The sequence below is a fragment of the Ruania suaedae genome (assembly GCF_021049265.1).
In the GTDB taxonomy this organism is placed as follows: domain Bacteria; phylum Actinomycetota; class Actinomycetes; order Actinomycetales; family Beutenbergiaceae; genus Ruania; species Ruania suaedae.
Genome location: NZ_CP088018.1, coordinates 1,349,922 through 1,370,720, shown reverse-complemented (window position 1 = coordinate 1,370,720; position 20,799 = coordinate 1,349,922). Strand labels below are relative to the sequence as shown.

Here is a 20,799-nt window from a genome sequence, read left to right as displayed (position 1 = left end):
GAGCACTCCTCGAGCCGGATAGGGCGATCGTGGCACAGTCGACCCGTCCACGGCACCCCTTCCGCCACCCGCCTCACCCGGTGAGCAACCCGACGGCGAGCGTGAGGAGCCCTCCGACCAGCAGGGCGGCCCCCGCCCAGAGCAGCACGACCCATCGGCTCGGGGAGGTGCGCCCGGCGCCGATCGCCGAGAGGAAGAAGCCGGCGGGCATCACGATCGCGGCGACCAGCACCCCCGAGCGAGCCAGCCACGCCCACCCGCCGGTCAGCGAGGTGGACTCGGCCAGGATCAGGCACACCAGGCCGAAGACGATGAGCACCCCGGCGTGACCGTGACCGGCACGGTAGAAGGTGCGCTGGAATTCGGTGGCCGCCACCCTGCCCGAGGCGACCCGGGCGAGAAACGCTCCGCCCGTGGTCACCGTGACGGCGGCGATCAGGACGATTCCGGCGGTGGTGGCAGCAGCATCGGACAGCATCATGTCTCCCTGTGACGAGGTTTCCGAACAGCGTTAGCAAACACTGTTCGGAAATGGCATGTCAAGGCCTTAGCATGGGCGGGTGGCCAGACCTCGCCGATACGACGACGCCGTCCGACGGCGCCTGCTCGACCACGCCTCCCGGCTCGTCTCCACCCACGGCGCCGACGGCGTCTCGCTGCGGCGCCTGGCCGCCGACGCCGAGACCACCACGGCCGCCGTCTACGCCCTGTTCGGTGGGCGCGACGAGCTCGTCGCTGCGGTGATCCAGGAGGGGTTGCGCCGCTTCGCCGCCCACCTGGTCGCGGCACCGCGGACGGGCGAGCCGGCAGCCGACCTGTTCGCCCTCGGCCTCGCGTACCGGCGCAGTGCCCTAGACGACCCGCACTTCTATCAGGTCATGTTCGGCTCCGGACTGCGCGCGGGCGCCGACAGCACGGCCGAACCCACCTTCCTGGTGCTCAGGGACGCGGTCGCACGGCGGTACCCGCGGGCCACCGAGGCCGCGACCACGACCGAGGCGATCCGGCTGTGGGCGCTCGTGCACGGGCTCGTCGGGCTCGAGCTGGCCGGCCTGCTGCCGGGTGACGCCGAGGAACGGGAGCGCCGCTACCGCGCGGCTCTCACCGGCTCGGCCGCCACGGACAGCAGGGTCGGCGGGGGTGGCGACGACCCATCCGAGAGCACCGAGCGGATCAGGACTCCACGACCACCGGGATGATCATCGGGCGTCGCTTCAGCTTGGTCGAGGCGTAGCGCCCGACGACCCGCCGGATCACCTGCTGCAGCTGGTGGGTGTCGGTGGATCCGCCGGCCGCCGCATCGGCGAGTGCCTTGCGCACCTCCGGCACGATCGCCGCGAGCTTGTCCTCACCCTCGGCCACACCCCGGACGTGGAGCTCCGGCCCGGCCACCACCTCGCCGGTGGAGGAGTCCACGACGGCGAAGATCGAGATGAAGCCCTCCTCGCTCAGGATCCGGCGATCCTTCAGCTCGGTCTCGGTGACGTCACCCACGGACGAGCCGTCGACGAAGACGTACCCGCAGGGCACGGCGCCCGCGATACGCGCCTTCCCGTCGACGAGATCGACCACGACGCCGTCCTCGGCGAGCACGACCCGCTCGGGCGGGACGCCGGTCTTGACGGCGAGCGCCCCGTTGGCCACGAGGTGGCGCACCTCACCGTGGACCGGCATCACGTTCTTCGGTCGGACGATGTTGTAGCAGTACAGCAGCTCACCGGCCGAGGCGTGCCCGGAGACGTGCACGCGGGCGTTCGCCTGGTGCACCACCTTCGCACCGAGCCGGATGAGGCCATTGATGATGCGGAAGACGGCGTTCTCGTTGCCGGGGATCAGCGAGGACGCGAGGATGACGGTGTCCCCGGGCCCGACCGAGACGCGGTGGTCCCGGTTGGCGATCCGCGAGAGGGCTGCCATCGGCTCGCCCTGCGAGCCGGTACACATCAGCACCATCCGGTCCTCGGGCAGGTCGTCGATCTTCTTGACGTCGATCAGTACGCCGTCGGGGACGTTCAGGTAGCCGAGCTCGGAGGCGATCGTCATGTTGCGCACCATCGAGCGGCCGACCAGCGCGACCCGGCGTCCGTGCGCCTCCGCGGCATCCAGCACCTGCTGCACGCGGTGGACGTGCGAGGAGAAGGAGGCCACCACGATCCGGCCCTCGGCCTGCGCGAACACTCCGTCCAGCACCGGGCCGATGTCGCGCTCGGAGGTGGTGAAGCCCGGCACCTCGGCGTTGGTGGAGTCGGTCATGAACAGGTCCACGCCCTCCTCCCCCAGGCGGGCGAAGGCGCGGAGGTCGGTGATGCGCGAGTCCAGCGGCAGCTGGTCCATCTTGAAGTCGCCCGTGTGCAGCACCAGACCGGCCGGCGTGCGCACGGCCACGGCGAGCGCGTCCGGGATCGAGTGGTTCACGGCGACGAACTCGAGGTCGAAGGCCCCGAACTTGCGGCGCTGGCCCTCCGCCACCTCACGCAGCACCGGCTTGATCCGGTGCTCTTTGAGCTTGGCGGCGATGAACGCCAGCGAGAGCTTGGATCCGACGATGGGGATGTCCTTGCGCAGGCGCAACAGGTACGGGACCGCGCCGATGTGGTCCTCGTGCCCGTGGGTGAGGACGATCGCCTCGATCTGATCCATCCGGCCTTCGAGGTAGCTGAAGTCCGGGAGGATCAGGTCCACCCCCGGCTGGTGGTCCTCGGGGAAGAGGACACCGCAGTCGATGATCAGCAGGCGCTTGCCGAACTCGAGCACGGCCATGTTCCGGCCGACCTCGCCCAGACCGCCGAGCGGGACGATCCGGAGCGCTCCCGGTGCCAGCGGGCCGGGGAGCGTGAGGTCAGGGTGGGGATGGCTCATCGATCGGAGTCCTCAAGTAGTCCGTGCAGGGTCAATGCGGTGCGCAAGTCTGCCATCTCGGCGGCATGGGCCTCGACGAGCGGCGAGCGCACCGAGCGGTGCGGGAGGTGGCCCTGCAGCTGCAGGGCCGCCTTGGCCATGACAGCGCCCTGGCCGGTGCCCATGATGGCCTCGACCACGGGGGCCAGCTGGGCGGAGAGCTCACGGGCGAGGTAGAGGTCACCGGAGTCCACCGCCCCGACCATCTGGGAGTAGCGCTGCGCCTCGACGTGGCCGACCACCGAGACGACGCCGGAGGCGCCGTGCACGAGCCAGGCCAGGTTGAGGTTGTCGTCGCCGGAGTAGTACTCCAGCCCGGTACGTCGCATCCGGTCGAAGCCCTGGGCGACGTTACCGGTCGCGTCCTTGACCGCCCGGATCTGGGGGTGCTCGGCGAGCCGGTCGAGGATCTCGTCGCCGATGGCCACGCCGGTGCGCCCGGGGATGTCATAGAGCATCGCCGGCAGGCTGGTGGACTCCACGATGGCGCGCAGGTGGCGGTAGACACCCTCCTGGGAGGGCCGGTTGTAGTAGGGGGAGACCACGAGCAGCCCGTGCGCGCCGGTGCGCTCGGCGGCCTCGGCGATCCGCACGGCGTGCGCGGTGTCGTTCGATCCCGCGCCGGCGATGATCATCGCCTCGGCGCCGACCTCGTCCACGACGGCGGCCACGAACTCGTCCTTCTCGGGCTGGTGCGTCGTCGGGGACTCGCCGGTGGTGCCGTTGAGCACTAGCCCATCGGCGCCGCTGTCCACGAGGTGGCGGGCCAGCCGCCGGGCGGTGCCGACATCGATCGTGCCGTCGGGTCTCATCGGAGTCACCATGGCGATGCTGACCGAACCGAAGGAGCGCGAGGGGCGCGACGAGCGGGACATGGGGACGACGTTACCGCCTCCGCCCGGCGCCGGCGGCTCGCACACGCGTACGCGAGGCCGGGCGCCTGTGAGGATCACCACCGCCTACGCTGGAGCGATGGCTCACTCGCACACCCACCCCGGCTCCGCCGACCTGCACGCCGACGTGTCGGTGCGGCCCTCGGTCGCCTCGGACGCCCCGGCCCTGGGCAGGATCCAGGCGCAGGCCTGGCGCTCGGCTCACGCCGGCACGCTCCCGGTCACGGCGCTGAACGATCTCGACGAGGACGACCTGGCGCGGGCGTGGCGCTCGGCCATCACCTCGCCGCCCTCGGCCAAGCACCGGATGCTCACGGCGTGCGACGGGCCGACGGTCGTGGGCTTCGCCGCCCTCGCACCGGCGCCGGGCACCGAGGAGACCGGGGAGGTCGTGGCGCTGGAGGTCGACCCGGAGCACGTCCGCGCCGGGCACGGGTCCCGCCTGCTCGCGGCCTGCACCGACATCCTGCGCAAGACCGGTGCCTCGCACGTGCGCGCCTGGACGATCGAGGGCGACCAGGTCCGCGCGGACTTCCTCACCACGGCCGGGCTGGAACCGATCGGGGTGCGCCGGGTGCTGGACGTCGCCGGCTCGCAGGTCCGCGAGGAGGCATGGTCGGCCCTGCTGTGACCGGGGTGCGCCGGCCTCCTCAGCCGAGCTCCAGGTAGGCGTCCAGCCCGACGGACAGGCCGGGACGAGTGCCGACGGTCCGCACGGCCAGCAGCACGCCCGGCATGAAGGAGGAGCGCTCGAAGCTGTCGGTGCGGATGGTCAGCTGCTCACCGGGGTTGCCGAGCAGGATCTCCTCGTGAGCCACCAGGCCGCGCAACCGGACGGCGTGCACGGGGACGCCGTCCACCAGCGCTCCGCGTGCGCCCTCGAGGCCGCTCTCGGTCGCGTCCGGGGCCGCCGGCATCCCCTGCCGGGCTCGTGCGATCGCCTGCGCGGTGTGCATTGCGGTGCCCGACGGCGCATCCACCTTGTTCGGGTGGTGCAGCTCCACGATCTCGACCGACTCGAAGTAGCGGGCTGCCTGCGCGGCGAACTGCATCGCCAGCACCGCCGAGAGGGCGAAGTTCGGGGCCACCAGCGCCCCGAGCCCGCGCCCGTCCCGCTCCAGGTGCTCACGCACCCGCGCGATCGCGTCCCCGTCCCAGCCGGTGGTGCCCACGACCGGGTGCACCCCGGCATCGATGAGGGCGTGCACGTTGGCCTCGGTCGCCGAGGGCACCGTGAAGTCCACGGCGACGTCGGCCACGCCGGCCAGGGAGGAGACGTCATCGCCGACATCCAGGCGCGCCACGAGCTCGGTGTCGGCGGCGGCCTCGACCGCCGCGCACACCGCGGTACCCATCCGCCCCGCCGCCCCGAGCACGGCCACCCGCACCGGTCCGGTCCGCTCACTACTCAGATGCTGCTGCGTCATGCCGCTCGCTCCGTCTCCAGCCGTCCTTGGCCGCGGAAGGCCTCCTCGAACGGCCCGACGACGGTCAAGTGCCTCGGTCGCTCGAGCAGGTCCGACGCGAGCGCGCGTACGTCCTCGGCCCGCACCGCCCGGACGCGCTCCAGGGTCTCGGTCACGGTGAGCAGCTCACCGGTGCTGATCTCGGTCCGGCCGAGCCGGGACATCCGGGAGCCGTTGTCCTCGAGGCCGAGGACCAGCTGCCCGCACACCTGGCCGATGCCACGGGCCAGTTCCTCGTTGCCGATCGGCTCGGTGGCGAGCAGGCGCCACTGCTCCTCCAGCAGGTCGACGACCTGCTCGACCTTCCCGGGGGCACAGCCGGCGTAGAGGCCGAACATGCCGGCGTCGGCGAAGCCACCGGAGAAGGAGTACACCGCATAGGCGAGGCCGCGCTTCTCGCGGACCTCCTGGAACAGTCTCGAGCTCATCGATCCGCCGAGTACGGCGTTGAGTACGGCGAGATCGAAGCGCCGCGCATCGCCCGCGGGCAGGCCGAGTCCGCCGAGCAGGACGTTCGCCTGCTCGGTGCGCCGGTGCACGGTCAGGGTGCTGGGCGTCGTCGGGATACCGGAGGCCGGAGGGATCTCCCCCGCACGGCGGCGCGGCGCGGGTCCGGCCGCGGGGTCCAACGACCATCCGCCGCTGCGCACGGCGGCCAGCACCTGCGCGCACAGCGCGTCGTGGTCGACGCTGCCGGCGGCGGTGACCACCAGCTCGGAGGGGACGTAGGTGCGCCGGTAGTGCTCCAGGACCGCCTCACGCGGGACCGCACGAATGGTCTGCGGGGTGCCGCCGATCGGACGGCCGAGCGCGTGGTCACCGAAGACCTGGGCGGAGAACCGCTCATGCGCGACGTCGCCCGGGTCGTCCTCGTTCATCGCGATCTCTTCGAGGATGACCTCGCGTTCGCTGGCGAACTCGTCGGCATCGAGCACCGCGGAGGTGACCATGTCCGTGATCACCTCGACGGCCATCGGCAGATCGGCGTCCAGCACCCGCGCGAAGTAGCAGGTGTGCTCCTTACCGGTGGCGGCGTTCGCCTCGCCGCCCACGGCATCGAATGCCGAGGCGATCTGCATCGCGTCCCGGCTGGGGGTGCCCTTGAAGAGCAGGTGCTCGAGGAAGTGGGTGGAGCCGTGGTGGCCGTCGGTCTCGTCGCGCGAGCCGACGGCCACCCAGGCGCCGACGGCGACCGAGCGCTGACCGGGCATCGCCTCGGTCAGCACCCGGATGCCGCCGGGGAGGACCGACCGGCGCACCACGGCGCCCGCGTCGGTCTCCACGGTGAGCTCCGTGCCCGGCGAACCCGCCGGGCCCAGGATCAGCTCTGTCATGCCTGGCAGGCCGTGATCAGCTCGTGGGCTCAGCGGAGTCCTCGGACTCGACCGCCGCCTCGTCCGAACCGGCCTCGTCGACGACCGCGTGCAGCGAGAGCTTTCCCCGGTCATCGATCTCGGCGAGCTCGACGTCGATCTTCTGACCGACCGAGAGGACGTCCTCGACGGCTTCGACGCGCTTGCCGCCGACCAGGCGACGAATCTGCGTGATGTGCAGCAGGCCGTCCTTGCCGGGGGCGAGGGAGACGAAGGCACCGAAGGACATGATCTTGACGACCGTGCCGATGAAGCGCTCGCCGACCTCGGGCATCTGCGGGTTCGCGATCGCGTTGATCGCCTGCCGCGCGGCCTCGGCCGAGGGTCCGTCCGTGGCCCCGATGAACACGGTGCCGTCATCCTCGATGGAGATGTCGGCGCCGGTGTCCTCCTGGATCTGGTTGATCATCTTGCCCTTCGGGCCGATGACCTCGCCGATCTTGGCGACCGGGACCTGCACGGTGATCACCCGCGGCGCCGTCGGCGCCATCTCGTCCGGGGTGTCGATAGCCTCGGCCATGACGTCCAGGATGTGCAGGCGCGCTTCCTTGGCCTGGGTCAGTGCACTGGCCAGCACGTGCGCCGGGATCCCGTCGAGCTTGGTGTCGAGCTGGATCGCCGTGACGAACTCGCGGGTACCGGCGACCTTGAAGTCCATGTCGCCGAAGGCGTCCTCGGCCCCGAGGATGTCGGTGAGCGCCGCGTACTTGGTCTCCCCGTCGATCGTGTCCGAGACCAGGCCCATCGCGATACCGGCGACCGGCGCGCGCAGTGGCACACCGGCGTTGAGCAGCGACAGCGTCGAGGCACAGACCGAACCCATGGAGGTGGAGCCGTTCGACCCGAGGGCCTCGGAGACCTGGCGGATCGCGTAGGGGAACTCCTCCCGGCTGGGCAGCACCGGCACCATCGCCCGCTCGGCCAGGGCGCCGTGACCGATCTCGCGGCGCTTCGGGCTCCCGACGCGACCGGTCTCACCGGTCGAGTAGGGCGGGAAGTTGTAGTTGTGCATGTAGCGCTTGCGCGTCTGCGGCGAGAGCGTGTCCAGCTGCTGCTCCATCTTGAGCATGTTCAGGGTGGTCACGCCCATGATCTGGGTCTCGCCACGCTCGAACAGTGCCGATCCGTGCACGCGGGGCAGCACCTCGACCTCGGCCGAGAGGGGCCGGATGTCGCGCAGGCCACGGCCGTCGATACGGAACCCGTCGGTGATGATGCGCTGGCGGATCAGGGTCTTGGTGACCTGCCGGTAGGCGGCGGACAGCTCCTTCTCGCGGCCGTCGAAACCGTCCTGCAGGGCACCGAGCATCCCGTCCTTGATCTCGTCGATACGGGCCTCGCGCTCGGCCTTGCCGGCGATGGCCAGGGCCTCGGCGAGCTTGGTGGCCACCTCGGCCTCGACTGCCTCGAAGGCGTCGGGTGCGTACTCGGGGAAGAGCGGGAACTCCTGCACCTCCTTGGCGGCCTGGCCGGCGAGCTCGATCTGTGCCTGTGCCAGCACGCGGATGAAGCGCTTCGCTGCCTCCAGGCCCTCGGCCACGACGTCCTCGGTGGGGGCGCCGACGCCCTGATCCTTGATCAGCGACCAGGCGTTGTCGGTGGCCTCGGCCTCGATCATCGCGATCGCGACGTCGTCCGAGCCGTCCTCGGCGGTGACGATACGGCCGGCCACGACCATGGAGAAGACGGCCCGCTCGAGCTCGCTGTAGCGCGGGAAGGCGATCCACTGGCCGTCGACCAGGGCGATGCGGGTGGCGCCGACGGGCCCGGAGAAGGGCAGCCCGGAGAGCTGGGTGGACATCGAGGCGCCGTTGATGGCCAGGACGTCGTACGAGTCGTCGGGGTGGATGGCCAGCACGGACTCGACCACCTGGACCTCGTTGCGCAGGCCCTTGACGAACAGCGGGCGCAGCGGGCGGTCGATCAGCCGGCAGGCGAGGATCGCCTCGGTCGAGGGGCGGCCCTCACGGCGGAAGAACGAGCCGGGGATCTTGCCGGCGGCGTACTGGCGCTCCTCAACGTCCACGGTGAGCGGAAAGAAGTCGAAGTGGTCCTTCGGGTGCTTGCCGGCCGTCGTGGTCGACAGGACCATCGTGTCCTCGTCGAGGTAGGCGACGGCGGAGCCGGAGGCCTGCTTGGCCAGTCGTCCGGTCTCGAACCGGACCGTACGGGTGCCGAACGAGCCGTTGTCGATGACGGCTTCGGCGAACTTGATCTCGGGACCCTCCATGGGTGCCCTCCTTCTGTGGTGAAGGGCCCGGCGGTCATCGATCGAGGCCCACGGAGCGATGTCCGGAAGCCACTACCGAGGACCAGCGAACCCGGGTGTGCATGTCGTGATGCAGTTGTCTCACCGGGCCGAACGGCCCGGACGTGCGACCGGCCCGGACCCGAGGGGTCCGAGCCGGACGGCAGCGATCAGCGGCGGATGCCGAGGCGCTCGATCAGCGAGCGGTAACGCCCGATGTCGACGCTACGCAGGTAGCCGAGGAGCCGGCGGCGCTGACCGACCAGCAGCAGCAGACCACGACGGGAGTGGTGGTCGTGCTTGTGCTCTTTGAAGTGCTCGGTGAGGTCGCTGATGCGTCGCGTGAGCAGCGCGATCTGGACCTCGGGGGAACCCGTGTCGCCCTCGTGCGTGGCGTAGTCGGTGATGATCTGCTTCTTGACGTCCGGGGCCAGGGGCACAGGATCTCCTTCGTGTCTCGTTGCGCGGAGCACCGGGGCTTGTCCACCCGGGCATGACTCATCCGCGGCCGATCTGACGGCTCCGTCAGGGTATCACCCCGGCAGGGCCGGGAGGAGGTCGGGGCGTGGGACCTGCAGCACATCGGCGGACTCGATCACGTCCTGACGCATCTGCTCGACGAGGGACTCGATCCCGTCGTAGCGCACCGTGGGGCGCAGCCGCCGCACGAACTCGACCACGACCTCCTCGCCGTAGAGATCGAGGTCCCGGCGGCCCAGGACGTGCGCCTCGACCTGGCGCACGGTGCCGTCGAAGGTGGGATTGGTGCCGATGGAGACCGCCGCCGGCAGGCGCCCGGCCTGCGCATCGCCGACCACCCGGGCCGGGTCACGCCACAACCAGCCGGCGTAGACTCCGTCCGCCGGCACGGTGCCGGTCGCGTCGGGGGCGAGGTTCGCCGTCGGGAACCCCAGCCGGCGTCCACGCGCCTCCCCGTGGACCACGGCGCCACGCATCCGGTGGGCGCGGCCGAGCACCGCCGCCGCGCCGGCGCAGTCGCCGGCGGCGAGGAGCTCGCGCACCCAGGTCGAGGACCAGCGGCGCTGCCCCGAGGCGGAGACGTCCCGGACCAGCTGGACGCCGAATCCGAGCCGCTCCCCCAGCGCCACCATCGTGCCCCGGTCGCCGGAGTTGCCACGGCCGAAGCGCACGTCCTCGCCCACCACCACCCGGCGCACGCGCAAGGTGTCCACCAGCGTGCGCCGGACGAACTCCTCCGGCGTCTGGGCGGCGAAGTCGGTGGAGTAGGCGATCACCAGCGTCGCGTCGATCCCGGTCTCGGCGATCAGGTCGAGCCGATCGGTCAGGCCGGTGAGCAGTTCCGGTGCCTCTGCGGGCCGGTGCACGGCGGCGGGGTGCGGGTCGAAGGTGACGGCCACAGCCGGCGCGCCAGCGCCGCGGGCGGCGTCGACGACCTCAGCCAGCACCGCCCGGTGCCCGAGGTGGACACCGTCGAAGTTCCCGATGGTGACCACGCTCGCCACCATGTCAGCAGGGACCTGCTCGATCCCGAACCACCGCTCCACTCGTCTCCCGTCCGTCCGCTACCGACGATCTCGTCGTGCCGTCCGCGCTCAGTCCGCCACGACCGACGGCGGCCGGCCGAGCTCGTCGACCTCACGCCAGAAGGCGTCGGGCACCGCGACCTCGCTGCGCCGCACCAGGTCGGCGATCCGGCTCGGCCGGGAGATCCCGACCACGGTGGAATCCACCTGCGGTGACCGGAGCGAGAACTGCAGGGCCGCCGTCGCCAGCTCGATCCCGTGCGCGGCACACAGCTCCTCCAGCCGGCGTACCCGCTCGATCAGCTCGGGCGGCGCCGGCCGGTAGGCGTAGGTGCCACCGGCGGCCGAACCGCGGGCGAGCAGGGAGCCGCCGAAGGGAGCGGCGTTGAACACCCCCATCCCGCGCGCACGCGCCGCCTCGAGCAGGACCTCGCCGATGCGCTCGACCAGCGTGTACCGGTTGTGGGTGAGCAGCACGTCGAAGCTGTCGCTCTCCACGTAGCGCCGGACCACGGAGACCTTGCCCGCTGCGATGCCGATCGCGTCCACGGCTCCGGACTCGCGCAACTCACGCAGGCCGGCCACTGCCCCGTCGGGGCTCATCGCATCCTCGAACTCGATGCCGTACGGATCGTGCAGGTGCAGCAGGCTGACCCGGTCCACGCCGAGCCTGGCCAGGCTCTCCTCGTAGGAGCGCAACACCCGGTCGCGGTCGAAGGCCCCCGTCTCGGGGTCGGCGTCGACCTTGGTGACGAGCTGGCGGCCCGGCGCGATCCCGGACTCCCGCAGCGCCAGGCCGAGGATGCGCTCGCTGTTGCCGCCGGCATAGGCGTTGGAGGTGTCGAGGACCGCTGCCGGCCCGTGCAGCATCGCGGTCGCCAGCTCGACGGCGTCGCGCTCCTCCCGGCTTCCCGGCTCAGCACCCGCACCCAGGCCGGAGGTGCCCAGGGTCAGGCGGGTGAGGCGGATATCGGTCCGCCCGAGGGTGTGCAGGCCGGAGATCACGTCGTCGCTAGGCATCGTCTCAGCCTACTGTGCCGACCCGGGTGCCGATCCGGGGTGCCACCGCGCTCACGCGGGGTCGAGCACGAGGACCGGACGCGCCCGGCCGCCGTCGTCCTGCACCAGCGCGATCCCCCGGCCGTCCGGTGCGAGCGCGGCCGTCACCTCACCGGTACCGGTCGCTGCGAGGCGCCGGCCGAAGCGGAGCTCGCGGGTCTCCTCGTCGGTGAGCTCGCGCACGGGGAAGGCCGCCCGGAGCACCGTGGCCACGTCCAGCATCCGCAGCTGCGCGGTCTCGCGAGTCAGCGGCTGTGCGTCGGCGACGGCGAAGTCACCGACGCGGGTGCGGCGCAGCGCGCGCAGATGCCCGCCGGTGCCGAGGGCCCGACCGAGGTCACGGGCAAGGGCACGGACGTAGGTGCCGGAGGTGCACTCCACGCGCGCCTCGACGTCGAGCACCTCGATGCCGTCCTCGGTCCGCGCGGGGTGGATCGCCAGCACCTCGAAGGTGTGCACGGTGACCGGGCGGGCCGCGAGGGTGACCTCCTCCCCGCCGCGCACGCGGGCGTAGGAACGCTTGCCGTCCACCTTGATGGCACTGACCGAGCTCGGGACCTGCTCGATCGGCCCGCGTAGCGTCGCGATCGACGCCTCGAGACGATCATGGACGTCGCGACCGCCCTCGCTGCCGATCCCGGATGTGCGCGTCACCTCGCCCTCGGCGTCGTCGGTGAGCGTGTCCTGCCCGAGCCGGATCGTGGTGAGGTACTCCTTGTCGGCACCCACCAGATACGTCAGCAGCCGGGTGGCCCGGTTGACACCGAGGACGAGCAGGCCGGTGGCCATCGGGTCCAAGGTGCCCGCATGGCCCACCTTGCGGGTGCCCAGCACGCGTCGTGACCGGGCGACCACATCGTGGCTGGTCCAGCCCGGCGGCTTGTCGATCAGGACGATGCCGTCACTCATCGGCCGCTCGGGGGCCCCTCGCCGGGGCCAGCGGCGCCGGACTCGTCCGAGTCATCGGGCTCGTCGGCCGTGCGGTACGGGTCCGCCTCGCCCGCGTACCGGGCGTTCTCGCGGATCCGCGCCAGCTCGGCGTCGCGCGCCGCGGCGCCGCGCAGCGCCTCCTCCAGGTGCGCCGCCGTCTCCGGGATGGCGTCGGGGACGAACTCCAGGGTGGGGGTGAGCCGCACCCCGGTCCGACGACCGACCTCGGAGCGGATCAGTCCCTTCGCCGAGGCGAGCGCCGCTGCCGTCCCGGCCCGGTCCTCGTCGGAGCCGAGCACGGTGTAGAAGACCGTGGCGTGCTGCAGGTCACCGGTCACCCGGACGTCGGTGACGGTGACGAAGCCCAGCCGGGGGTCCTTGATCCGCGTGTCGAGCATCGTCGCCACGATCTGCTGGATGGCGTCGGCCAGCTTCCGGGCGCGTGCGGTGTCAGCCATGGTCGGTCGTCCTCTACGTGGTGGTATCGGCCCCGGCGCCTCGCCGGGGCCTGCGGCGCGAGAGCCGGAGGCAGTCCTCGACTGCCCCCGGCCTCACGCGGTGCCCGTCAGGTACGGGGCTTCTCCTGCATCTCGAAGGTCTCGATGATGTCGCCCTCGGTGATGTCCTTGGCGCCGAGTCCGATACCGCACTCGAAGCCCTCGCGGACCTCCGTGACGTCGTCCTTCTCACGCCGCAGCGACTGGATCGACAGATCGTCGGAGATGACCACGCCATCGCGCAGCAACCGGGCCTTGGCGTTGCGGCGGATGAGACCCGAACGCACGATCGAGCCGGCGATGTTGCCCACCTTGGACGAGCGGAACACCTGCCGCACCTCGGCGGTGCCGAGCTGGACCTCTTCGTACTCGGGCTTGAGCATGCCCTTCAGGGCTGCCTCGACCTCGTCGATCGCCTGGTAGATGACGGAGTAGTACTTGATCTCCACACCTTCGCGATCGGCCATCTGCGTGACCCGCTCGGCGGGCCGCACGTTGAAGCCGATGATGACGGCGTTGTCGACCGTCGCCAGGTTGACGTCGTTCTGCGTGATCGCGCCGACACCGCGGTGGATGATCCGCAGCGCGACCTCCTCACCGACGTCGACCTTGAGCAGCGCGTCCTCGAGTGCCTCCACAGCACCGGAGACATCGCCCTTGAGGACGAGGTTGAGGTGGTCGACCTTGCCCTGCTCGAGCGCCTGGGTGAACTCCTCGAGGGAGATCCGCTTGCGACGCTTGGCCAGGGTGGCCGCACGTTCGGCTGCCTCGCGCTTGTCCGCGATCTGCCGGGCCGTGCGATCGTCCGGAGCCACCAGGAAGGTGTCGCCGGCGCGTGGCACCGACGTCAGTCCCAGCACCTGCACCGGGTTGGCCGGGCCGGCGGTCTGCACCGTCTGACCGTGCTCGTCGAACATCGCCCGCACACGGCCGTGAGCGGTCCCGGCGACGATCGCGTCGCCGACCCGCAAGGTCCCCGACTGCACGAGCACGGTCGCCACAGCGCCGCGCCCCTTGTCGAGGTTGGCCTCGATGGCCACACCGCGCGCGTCCTTGTCCGGGTTCGCCGTCAGCTCCAGCGCCGCGTCCGCGGTCAGCAGGACCGCCTCGAGCAGGCTGTCGATCCCGCTGCCCTGGGTGGCCGAGACGTCCACGAACATGGTCTCGCCGCCGTACTCCTCGGCGATCAGCTCGTACTCGGTGAGCTGCTGGCGGATCTTGTCCGGGTTGGCGCCCGGCTTGTCCACCTTGTTCACCGCGACCACGACCGGCACATGGGCGGCCTGGGCGTGGTTGAGCGCCTCGACCGTCTGCGGCATCACGCCGTCGTCCGCGGCCACCACCAGGATGGCGATGTCGGTGACGTCGGCACCACGGGCACGCATGGCGGTGAACGCCTCGTGACCGGGGGTGTCGATGAACGTGATCGCCCGGTCGTCGCCCTCGTGCTCGGCGTGGACCTGGTAGGCACCGATGTGCTGGGTGATGCCACCGGCCTCGCCGGCCACCACGTCGGTGCGACGGATCGCATCGAGCAGCCGGGTCTTTCCGTGGTCCACGTGTCCCATGACGGTGACGACCGGCGGGCGTGCCTGCAGGTCCTCCTCGGACTCGCCCGCCTCCTCGGCGGCCAGGTCGATGTCGAAGGACTCGAGCAGCTCGCGGTCCTCGTCCTCGGGCGAGACGATCTCGATCCGGTAGCCGAGCTCGGCGCCGAGGGCCTGGAAGGTGTCCTCGTCGAGGGACTGCGTGGCTGTGGCCATCTCACCGAGGTGGAACAGCACGGTCACCAGACTCGCCGGGTTGGCGTCGATCCGGTCGGCGAAGTCCGCCAGCGAGGCGCCCGCACGGATCTTGATGATCGTGCTGCCGTCCCCGCGGGGAACCTGGACGCCACCGATCGACGGTGCCGACTGCTGCTCGAACTCCTGGCGCTTGGCCCGCTTCGACTTCCGGCCTCGGACCGGACGACCGCCGGCGCGACCGAACGCACCCTGCGTACCGCCGCGGCCTCCGCGACCGCCACCACCGGGACGACCGCCGGGACGACCGCCGAAGCCGCCGCCACCACCGGGCCCGCCGGGGCCGCCGGGGCCACCACCGGGACCGCCGCGACCGCGGCCACCGCCGCCACCGCGCGCGGGCGCACCGGGACGGCCGACCGAGCTACGACCGGGCATCATGCCCGGCGTGGGGCGTGAGCCGCCGTCGCCGCTCGGCGCACCGGGCCGGGCACCGCCACCGGGGCGGGGAGCCGGACGCTCGCCGCGGGTGCCGGCGGTGCCGCCCGGGCGGGGGCCCGGACGCTCGCCGCGCTCGCCACCGGAACCACCGGGACGGGGCATGCCCTGCGAGGTGGCGAAGGGGTTGTTGCCCGGACGCGCCCCACCGGGACGCTGACCGCCCGGTCGAGGACCGCCGGAGCGGTCGCCGCGTGGGCGCTCGGAGCCACCCGCACGGGGCATGCCCTGCGAGGTGGCGAACGGGTTGTTGCCCGGACGCGCCCCACCGGGCTTGGGCGCCGAACGCTCGCCGGGCTTCGGGGCGGCCGGCTTCCGGTCCGCCGTCTCGGCCGGGGTGGGCGACTCGGGCTCGGGCGCCTGCGGGCGCTGTGCCTCCGGCGGTGCAGCAGGCGCGGGCTCCTCGGCCGGGGCCGGAGCGGCCTCGGCCTGCGGGGCAGGCGTCGCGGCAGGCTTGGGGCCACCCGGCTTGGGAGCCGAGGACCCGGCGGGCCGTGCCTTCTTCGCAGGTGCCGACGGCGAGGAGTCCCCGGTGTCGGGGAAGGCCTCGCGCAGGCGTCGCTGCACCGGCGGTTCGATGGTGGACGAAGCTGACTTCACGAACTCACCGAGCTCGTTCAACTTCGCCAGGACGGTCTTACTGTCGACGCCGAGCTCTTTCGCGAGCTCGTGGACGCGGACTTTTGCCACAACTCTCCTGTCTCGGTCCGTCCCGAGACAGGGGTCGGACCGTCGTTAGCGGTGCATGCTCATCGCTGGATGCTCATCGGGTGCCCATCGGCTTTAAGACCCGCTCTCTTGTTCGATCATCAACGGTTCATGTCGGACGTACTGGTCGAACCACTCCACCACGTGCTCACAGTCGGCCCGGACCGGAATCCGGAGAGCACGGGCGATCGCTCGCCTGCTGATGGCGCGGTCCAGACAGTCGGGGTGCGGATGCACCCAGGCTCCCCTCCCGGGAGCGCTGGCCTTGTCATCCACCACGACGGCGGGAGCCGAGGTGGAGGAGTCCGCGACCAGGCGGACCAGGGTGGACCGGGAGTCACGTCCTCGGCATCCGACACACGTACGGACAGGACCGGGGGGAAGGTTCATACGTTCGCTCACCCTTACCGGGACCTGGGACCGCACCTGCCGCTGCATCAGCGGACGGATGGACGGGGCCGTGACCCACCAACTCAGTATACTACTGCGACTCCGGTACGGCCGTCGCACCCGGCGCCACCTCGGGTGAGTCGGGCTGGGTGTCCGGCCGGATGTCGATCTTCCACCCCGTCAGCCTCGCGGCCAGCCGGGCGTTCTGCCCCTCCTTGCCGATCGCGAGCGAGAGCTGGTAGTCGGGCACGATCACACGCGCCGACCGGGCGGCCGCATCCACGACCTCGACACTGCTCACGCGAGCCGGGGAGAGCGCGTTCGCCACGAACGTGGCCGGATCGTCGCTGTGGTCGATGATGTCGATCTTCTCGCCCCGCAGCTCGGCCATCACCGCACGCACACGCTGGCCCATCGGCCCGATGCACGCACCCTTCGGGCCCAGGCCCGCCACGGTCGAACGGACGGCCATCTTGCTGCGGTGCCCGCTCTCGCGCGCGAGAGCGGTGATCTCCACGCTGCCGTCGGCGACCTCGGGCACCTCCAGCGCGAAGAGCCGCCGCACGAGGTTGGGGTGGGTCCGCGAGACGGTGATCGAGGGCCCCTTGAAACCGCGGGTGACCTCGAGCACATAGGCGCGGATGCGTTCGCCATGACGATAGGTCTCGGTCGGCACCTGCTCGTGCGCGGGGAGCACGGCCTCCACCCCGCCGATGTCGATGAAGACGGTGCGGGGGTCGCGTCCCTGCTGGATCGTCCCGGCGACGACGTCGCCCTCCTTGCCCCGGAACTGGCCCAGCACCTGATCGTCCTCGGCATCGCGCAGTCGCTGCATGATCACCTGGCGTGCCGTCGAGGTGGCGATGCGGCCGAAGTTCTCCGGGGTGTCGTCGAACTCGGGCCCCAGTCGCGGTCCGGGCGTGTGGCTCTCGCGCTCGCCCGGGGCGTCCTCGGTGGTCGCGTCCTCGTCCGGCGTCGTCTCGAGCACCTCGCGCGCATACACGGTCACGTGACCTGTTCCGCGGTCGAGCTCGACCCGGGCGTTCGTCCACGCTCCGTCGGTGCGGTGGTAGGCGGAGAGCAGGGCCTGCTCGATCGCGTTCACCAGGGTGTCCAGCGGGATGTCGCGCTCACGCTCGATCAGCCGCAGGGTCGCCATGTCGATGTCCATGCCCGGTCCTCTCAGTCCTGACCGTCGTCGGAACGGTTCAGCTCGACGTCGATACGTCCCCGAGCCACCTCCGACAGCGGCAGGGAGACGGTACCCGATGCGGTGGCCAGCGTGAGCTCGCGCTCGTCGGCGCCGAGCACCCGACCGCTCACCTCACCGGTGTCGGTGGCCACGGTGACCAGCCGGCCCTCGGCCCGCCGGAAGTGACGGGGATCGGTCAGCGGCCGCGTGACGCCGGGCGTGGTCACCTCCAGCAGATAGGACCCGGCCAGCAGGTCCTCGGCCTCGTCCAGCCGCTGCGAGACGGCGCGGGAGACCTCCGCCAGGGAGTCCGACGTCACACCTCCGGGGCCGTCCGGCAGGTCCACCGTCACCCGCACCACCCGACGCCGCGCCGCGCCGGAGACGTTCACAGCCTCCAGGAAGAGGCCCGCGCCGGAGACCACGGGGCTGAGCAGCTCGTGCAGCTGCGCGCCGAGCGCATGCGGTCCGGGGGAAGGGCTCATCAGCAGACTCCTTGTGAAGTTGTGGCCGGTGCAGTGTGGTTCGACCAGGGTACGGGCCCACCATGGCACGATCAACGCGTGCTGCGACCCACCCCTGCCCTGCCGCCCGGACCTGCCCGGCCGCTCCCGCCTGCGCCGCGGCCTCCCCGCCGCCGATCGCGACGCGGCCGGCCGGCCGTGGCACTGCTGGTGGGGGCGCTGATGCTCATGGCCGGGTGCTCGGTGCGCCTCGACGTCCCCCCGGACCCGGTGCCCAGCCCGGGCCCGGCCGAGCAGATCCGGCAGGCCCAGGCGCTCGCGAGCGAGCACCTGGCGGACCTGGCGACCGCGGCCGCAGGCACCGCTCCCGCCGACCTCGCCCCCGCCATGACCGAGATCGCCACCGCAGCACAGACCCAGCTCGATGCCCTCGGAGGCGTCTGGTCGCCACCCCCGAGGCCGGAGGACCCCTCCCCCACGGCGCCCGGAGCGGCCGCTCCCGACGACGCAGCCCCTGCCGAGGTGGTCAGCGCACTCGTGGAGTCCGCCACCACCGCGCGAGCAGCGGTCGCCGACCCCGCCGTGGACCCCTCCCTCGCCTCGGTGCTCAGCGCGATCGTGGTCCAGCGCGAAGCCGCCGCAGACCACGTGGCGGGGCTGCTGGGCATCGACCCCGGCCTCGCCGAACCCGAGCCCGCCCTCCCGGATACCCTAACCGCGGCCGCGGCCGGGTTGTGCCGCACCCTCGACGCCCTGGGATATGCCGGGGAGACGCTCGCGGCCCGCAGCGGCGGCGAGGAGAGGTCGCGGGCGGCGCAGCAGGCGCGCGCCGACCGGGACCTGTCCGAGCGGATCGCCGTCGCCGCCGGCCTGGCCGGCACGGCATCGGACCCGCGCGAGGCGAGCTACGCCGTCGACGATCCGGAACAGGACATGGCCACCTGGCGGGCCGCGCTGGTCACGGGGTGGTTGGCACAGGTCCCGGCGGCGGAGCCGGGCGAGCGTGCCGGCGTGCTCGACCACGCCCGACTCGCGGCTCGCACCGCTCCCCCGGACCACACCGAGGCGCTGACCGGCCAGACGCCGACCGGCGACTAGCGCAGGCTGAGCCCGGCCTCGGTCAGCAGTGCGCGCAGACGCGCCACCGCCTGGTCGGGGGCGACCTCCTCGCGCTCGCCACCGGCCCGGTGACGCACCTCGACCACACCCTCGGCCAGGCCACGACCGACGACGAGCGCGTACGGCAGTCCGAGGAGCTCGGCGTCGGCGAACTTCACCCCGGCCGAGACCTTCGGGCGATCGTCGTAGAGCACCTCCGCGCCGGCGTCGTCCAGCTCGCGCGCGAGTCGCTCGGCCGTCTCGAAGACGGCCGGGTCCTTCCCGGTGGCCAGCACGTGCACGTGGGCGGGTGCGACCGGCACGGGCCAGGCCAGTCCCTTGTCGTCACTGGTGCTCTCGGCGATCGCCGCGAGCACCCGAGTCACCCCGAGGCCGTAGGAGCCCATCGTGACCGTCACGGCCTTGCCGTTCTGGTCGAGCACGGACAGCTCCAGGGCCTTGGCGTACTTCTGGCCGAGGGCGAAGATGTGACCGATCTCGATGCCACGGGCCAGCTCCAGCGGCCCCGACCCGTCGGGGGCCTGGTCACCCGCACGGACCTCGGCGACGTCGATGACGCCGTCGGCGGTGAAATCCCGGCCGGCCACCAGGTCGAAGACGTGCTTGCCGGCCTCGTTCGCACCGGTGATCCACGCCGTCCCGGGCACCACACGCGGGTCGAGCAGGTAGCGCACCGCGCCGCCGGTGCCGTCGGCGGCCCGGGGGGCGCCGTTGGGCCCGAGCACCTGCGGGCCGATGTATCCGGGCACCAGCTCGGGGCGGGTGGCGACGTCCTCCTCGGTGGCCTGGTCCACCTCGCGGGGGAAGACCGCGGCCTCGAGCCGCTTGGGGTCGACCTGCCGGTCCCCGGGGAGCCCGATGACGAGGAGCTCGCGCTCACCCGTGGGTGAGACCAGCGCGAGGACGACGTTCTTGAGCGTGTCCGCCGCGGTCCACGCGCGATCGGTGCGCGGCACGACCTCGTTCGCGGCCCGCACGAGCGACTCGATCGTCGGGGTATCGGGGGTGTCCTCCACGTGGGCGGCGCCGGTACCGGAGGCGTCCTGCTCCGGCGGCGCGGGAGTGGCGACGGCCTCGACGTTGGCGGCGTACCCACCGGCCGAGCGGACGAAGGTGTCCTCGCCGATCTCGCAGGGGTGCAGGAACTCCTCCGAACGCGACCCGCCCATGGCTCCCGCCTGAGCGGCCACGATCACGTACTCGAGGCCGAGCCGGTCGAAGATGCGCTGGTAGGCCGCGCGGTGCTTGGCGTAGGAGGCGTCCAGGCCCGCGTCGTCGAGGTCGAAGGAGTAGGAGTCCTTCATGATGAACTCCCGGCCCCGGATGAGGCCAGCACGCGGCCTGGCCTCGTCCCGGTACTTGGTCTGTACCTGGTAGAGCAGCGCCGGCAGGTCCTTGTAGGAGGAGTACAGGTCACGCACGAGCAGCGTGAACATCTCCTCGTGCGTCGGGGCCAGCAGGTAGTCGGCATCCTTGCGGTCCCGCAGCCGGAAGACGTTGGGCCCGTAGTCGGTCCACCGGCCGGTCGCCTCGTAGGGCTCCTTCGGCAGCAGCGCCGGGAAGTGCACCTCCTGGGCTCCGATCGCGTCCATCTCCTCGCGGACCACGGCCTCGATCTTGGCCAGGACCTTCAGCCCGAGCGGCAACCACGAGTAGATCCCGGGAGCGGCTCGCCGGATGTAGCCGGCCCGCACGAGCAGCCGGTGGCTCGCGACCTCGGCGTCGGCCGGGTCCTCTCGCAGGGTCCGCAGGAACAGGGTCGACATCCGCATCAGCACGCCGCGAGTCTAGGGCATCGGCGCTCACCGGCTCCGGTC

Annotated in this window: 19 protein-coding genes; 3 read left to right on the top strand and 16 right to left on the bottom strand. The window is 71.8% G+C overall.

What is annotated here, in order from left to right:
* Nucleotides 1-73: 73 nt before the first annotated feature.
* Entirely contained in the window at nucleotides 74-481 is a 408-nt protein-coding gene (locus LQF12_RS06290; RefSeq protein ID WP_231055116.1) for a hypothetical protein, read from the bottom strand.
* 79 nt (nucleotides 482-560) lie between these two features.
* On the opposite strand from LQF12_RS06290, the gene LQF12_RS06285 reads away from it, so the two are divergent.
* Nucleotides 561-1,199: a TetR/AcrR family transcriptional regulator gene (locus LQF12_RS06285; RefSeq protein WP_231055115.1), complete on the top strand. Its 639-nt coding sequence runs from the start codon at nucleotides 561-563 to the stop codon at nucleotides 1,197-1,199.
* Here LQF12_RS06285 and LQF12_RS06280 read toward each other — a convergent pair.
* Entirely contained in the window at nucleotides 1,174-2,859 is a 1,686-nt protein-coding gene (locus tag LQF12_RS06280; RefSeq protein WP_231055114.1) for a ribonuclease J, read from the bottom strand. The two genes, LQF12_RS06285 and LQF12_RS06280, sit on opposite strands and share 26 nt — an antisense overlap.
* Nucleotides 2,856-3,773, bottom strand: coding sequence for a 4-hydroxy-tetrahydrodipicolinate synthase (gene dapA / locus LQF12_RS06275; protein WP_231055113.1), 918 nt, complete (start codon nucleotides 3,771-3,773; stop codon nucleotides 2,856-2,858). The genes LQF12_RS06280 and dapA overlap by 4 nt, the downstream gene beginning before the upstream one ends.
* A 97-nt stretch (nucleotides 3,774-3,870) precedes the next feature.
* On the opposite strand from dapA, the gene LQF12_RS06270 reads away from it, so the two are divergent.
* The gene (locus LQF12_RS06270) at nucleotides 3,871-4,422 is read left to right on the top strand and encodes a GNAT family N-acetyltransferase (protein ID WP_231055112.1); all 552 of its coding nucleotides are present in this window, start codon (nucleotides 3,871-3,873) and stop codon (nucleotides 4,420-4,422) included.
* 19 nt (nucleotides 4,423-4,441) lie between these two features.
* On the opposite strand, the gene dapB is transcribed toward LQF12_RS06270, so the two are convergent.
* The 12 genes from dapB to rimP all read right to left on the bottom strand — a co-directional run bounded on the left by dapB (nucleotide 4,442) and on the right by rimP (nucleotide 17,884).
* On the bottom strand, nucleotides 4,442-5,218 hold the full coding sequence (gene dapB, locus LQF12_RS06265; protein WP_231055111.1) for a 4-hydroxy-tetrahydrodipicolinate reductase: 777 nt from the start codon (nucleotides 5,216-5,218) through the stop codon (nucleotides 4,442-4,444).
* Nucleotides 5,215-6,591, bottom strand: a complete 1,377-nt coding sequence (locus tag LQF12_RS06260) for a M16 family metallopeptidase (RefSeq protein ID WP_231055110.1) — start codon at nucleotides 6,589-6,591, stop codon at nucleotides 5,215-5,217. The genes dapB and LQF12_RS06260 overlap by 4 nt, the downstream gene beginning before the upstream one ends.
* A 16-nt stretch (nucleotides 6,592-6,607) precedes the next feature.
* Nucleotides 6,608-8,860, bottom strand: a complete 2,253-nt coding sequence (locus LQF12_RS06255; RefSeq protein WP_231055109.1) for a polyribonucleotide nucleotidyltransferase — start codon at nucleotides 8,858-8,860, stop codon at nucleotides 6,608-6,610.
* Nucleotides 8,861-9,048: 188 nt separating this feature from the next.
* Nucleotides 9,049-9,318, bottom strand: a complete 270-nt coding sequence (rpsO, locus tag LQF12_RS06250; protein WP_231055108.1) for a 30S ribosomal protein S15 — start codon at nucleotides 9,316-9,318, stop codon at nucleotides 9,049-9,051.
* A gap of 93 nt (nucleotides 9,319-9,411) precedes the next feature.
* Nucleotides 9,412-10,404 carry a bifunctional riboflavin kinase/FAD synthetase gene (locus LQF12_RS06245; protein ID WP_231055107.1) on the bottom strand — a complete coding sequence of 331 codons (993 nt, stop codon included), beginning with the start codon at nucleotides 10,402-10,404 and terminating at the stop codon, nucleotides 9,412-9,414.
* A gap of 48 nt (nucleotides 10,405-10,452) precedes the next feature.
* Nucleotides 10,453-11,403 (bottom strand): aldo/keto reductase, encoded by a 951-nt coding sequence (locus tag LQF12_RS06240; RefSeq protein ID WP_231055106.1) that lies wholly within the window; start codon nucleotides 11,401-11,403, stop codon nucleotides 10,453-10,455.
* Nucleotides 11,404-11,454: 51 nt separating this feature from the next.
* Nucleotides 11,455-12,351 (bottom strand): tRNA pseudouridine(55) synthase TruB, encoded by an 897-nt coding sequence (truB, locus tag LQF12_RS06235; protein ID WP_231055105.1) that lies wholly within the window; start codon nucleotides 12,349-12,351, stop codon nucleotides 11,455-11,457.
* Entirely contained in the window at nucleotides 12,348-12,830 is a 483-nt protein-coding gene (gene rbfA / locus LQF12_RS06230) for a 30S ribosome-binding factor RbfA (RefSeq protein WP_231055104.1), read from the bottom strand. Before rbfA ends, truB begins: the two co-directional genes overlap by 4 nt.
* Nucleotides 12,831-12,937: 107 nt before the next feature.
* Nucleotides 12,938-15,799 (bottom strand): translation initiation factor IF-2, encoded by a 2,862-nt coding sequence (gene infB, locus LQF12_RS06225; protein WP_231055103.1) that lies wholly within the window; start codon nucleotides 15,797-15,799, stop codon nucleotides 12,938-12,940.
* Nucleotides 15,800-15,892: 93 nt separating this feature from the next.
* Nucleotides 15,893-16,207: a YlxR family protein gene (locus LQF12_RS06220; RefSeq protein WP_231055102.1), complete on the bottom strand. Its 315-nt coding sequence runs from the start codon at nucleotides 16,205-16,207 to the stop codon at nucleotides 15,893-15,895.
* 91 nt (nucleotides 16,208-16,298) lie between these two features.
* Entirely contained in the window at nucleotides 16,299-17,378 is a 1,080-nt protein-coding gene (gene nusA, locus LQF12_RS06215; protein WP_231055101.1) for a transcription termination factor NusA, read from the bottom strand.
* An 11-nt stretch (nucleotides 17,379-17,389) separates the two neighbouring features.
* On the bottom strand, nucleotides 17,390-17,884 hold the full coding sequence (gene rimP, locus LQF12_RS06210; protein WP_231055100.1) for a ribosome maturation factor RimP: 495 nt from the start codon (nucleotides 17,882-17,884) through the stop codon (nucleotides 17,390-17,392).
* Between the two features lie 177 nt (nucleotides 17,885-18,061).
* On the opposite strand from rimP, the gene LQF12_RS06205 reads away from it, so the two are divergent.
* Nucleotides 18,062-18,961 (top strand): hypothetical protein, encoded by a 900-nt coding sequence (locus tag LQF12_RS06205; protein ID WP_231055099.1) that lies wholly within the window; start codon nucleotides 18,062-18,064, stop codon nucleotides 18,959-18,961.
* Here the strand turns inward: LQF12_RS06205 and LQF12_RS06200 are convergent.
* On the bottom strand, nucleotides 18,958-20,760 hold the full coding sequence (locus LQF12_RS06200) for a proline--tRNA ligase (RefSeq protein ID WP_231055098.1): 1,803 nt from the start codon (nucleotides 20,758-20,760) through the stop codon (nucleotides 18,958-18,960). The genes LQF12_RS06205 and LQF12_RS06200 overlap by 4 nt on opposite strands.
* Nucleotides 20,761-20,799: the final 39 nt, after the last annotated feature.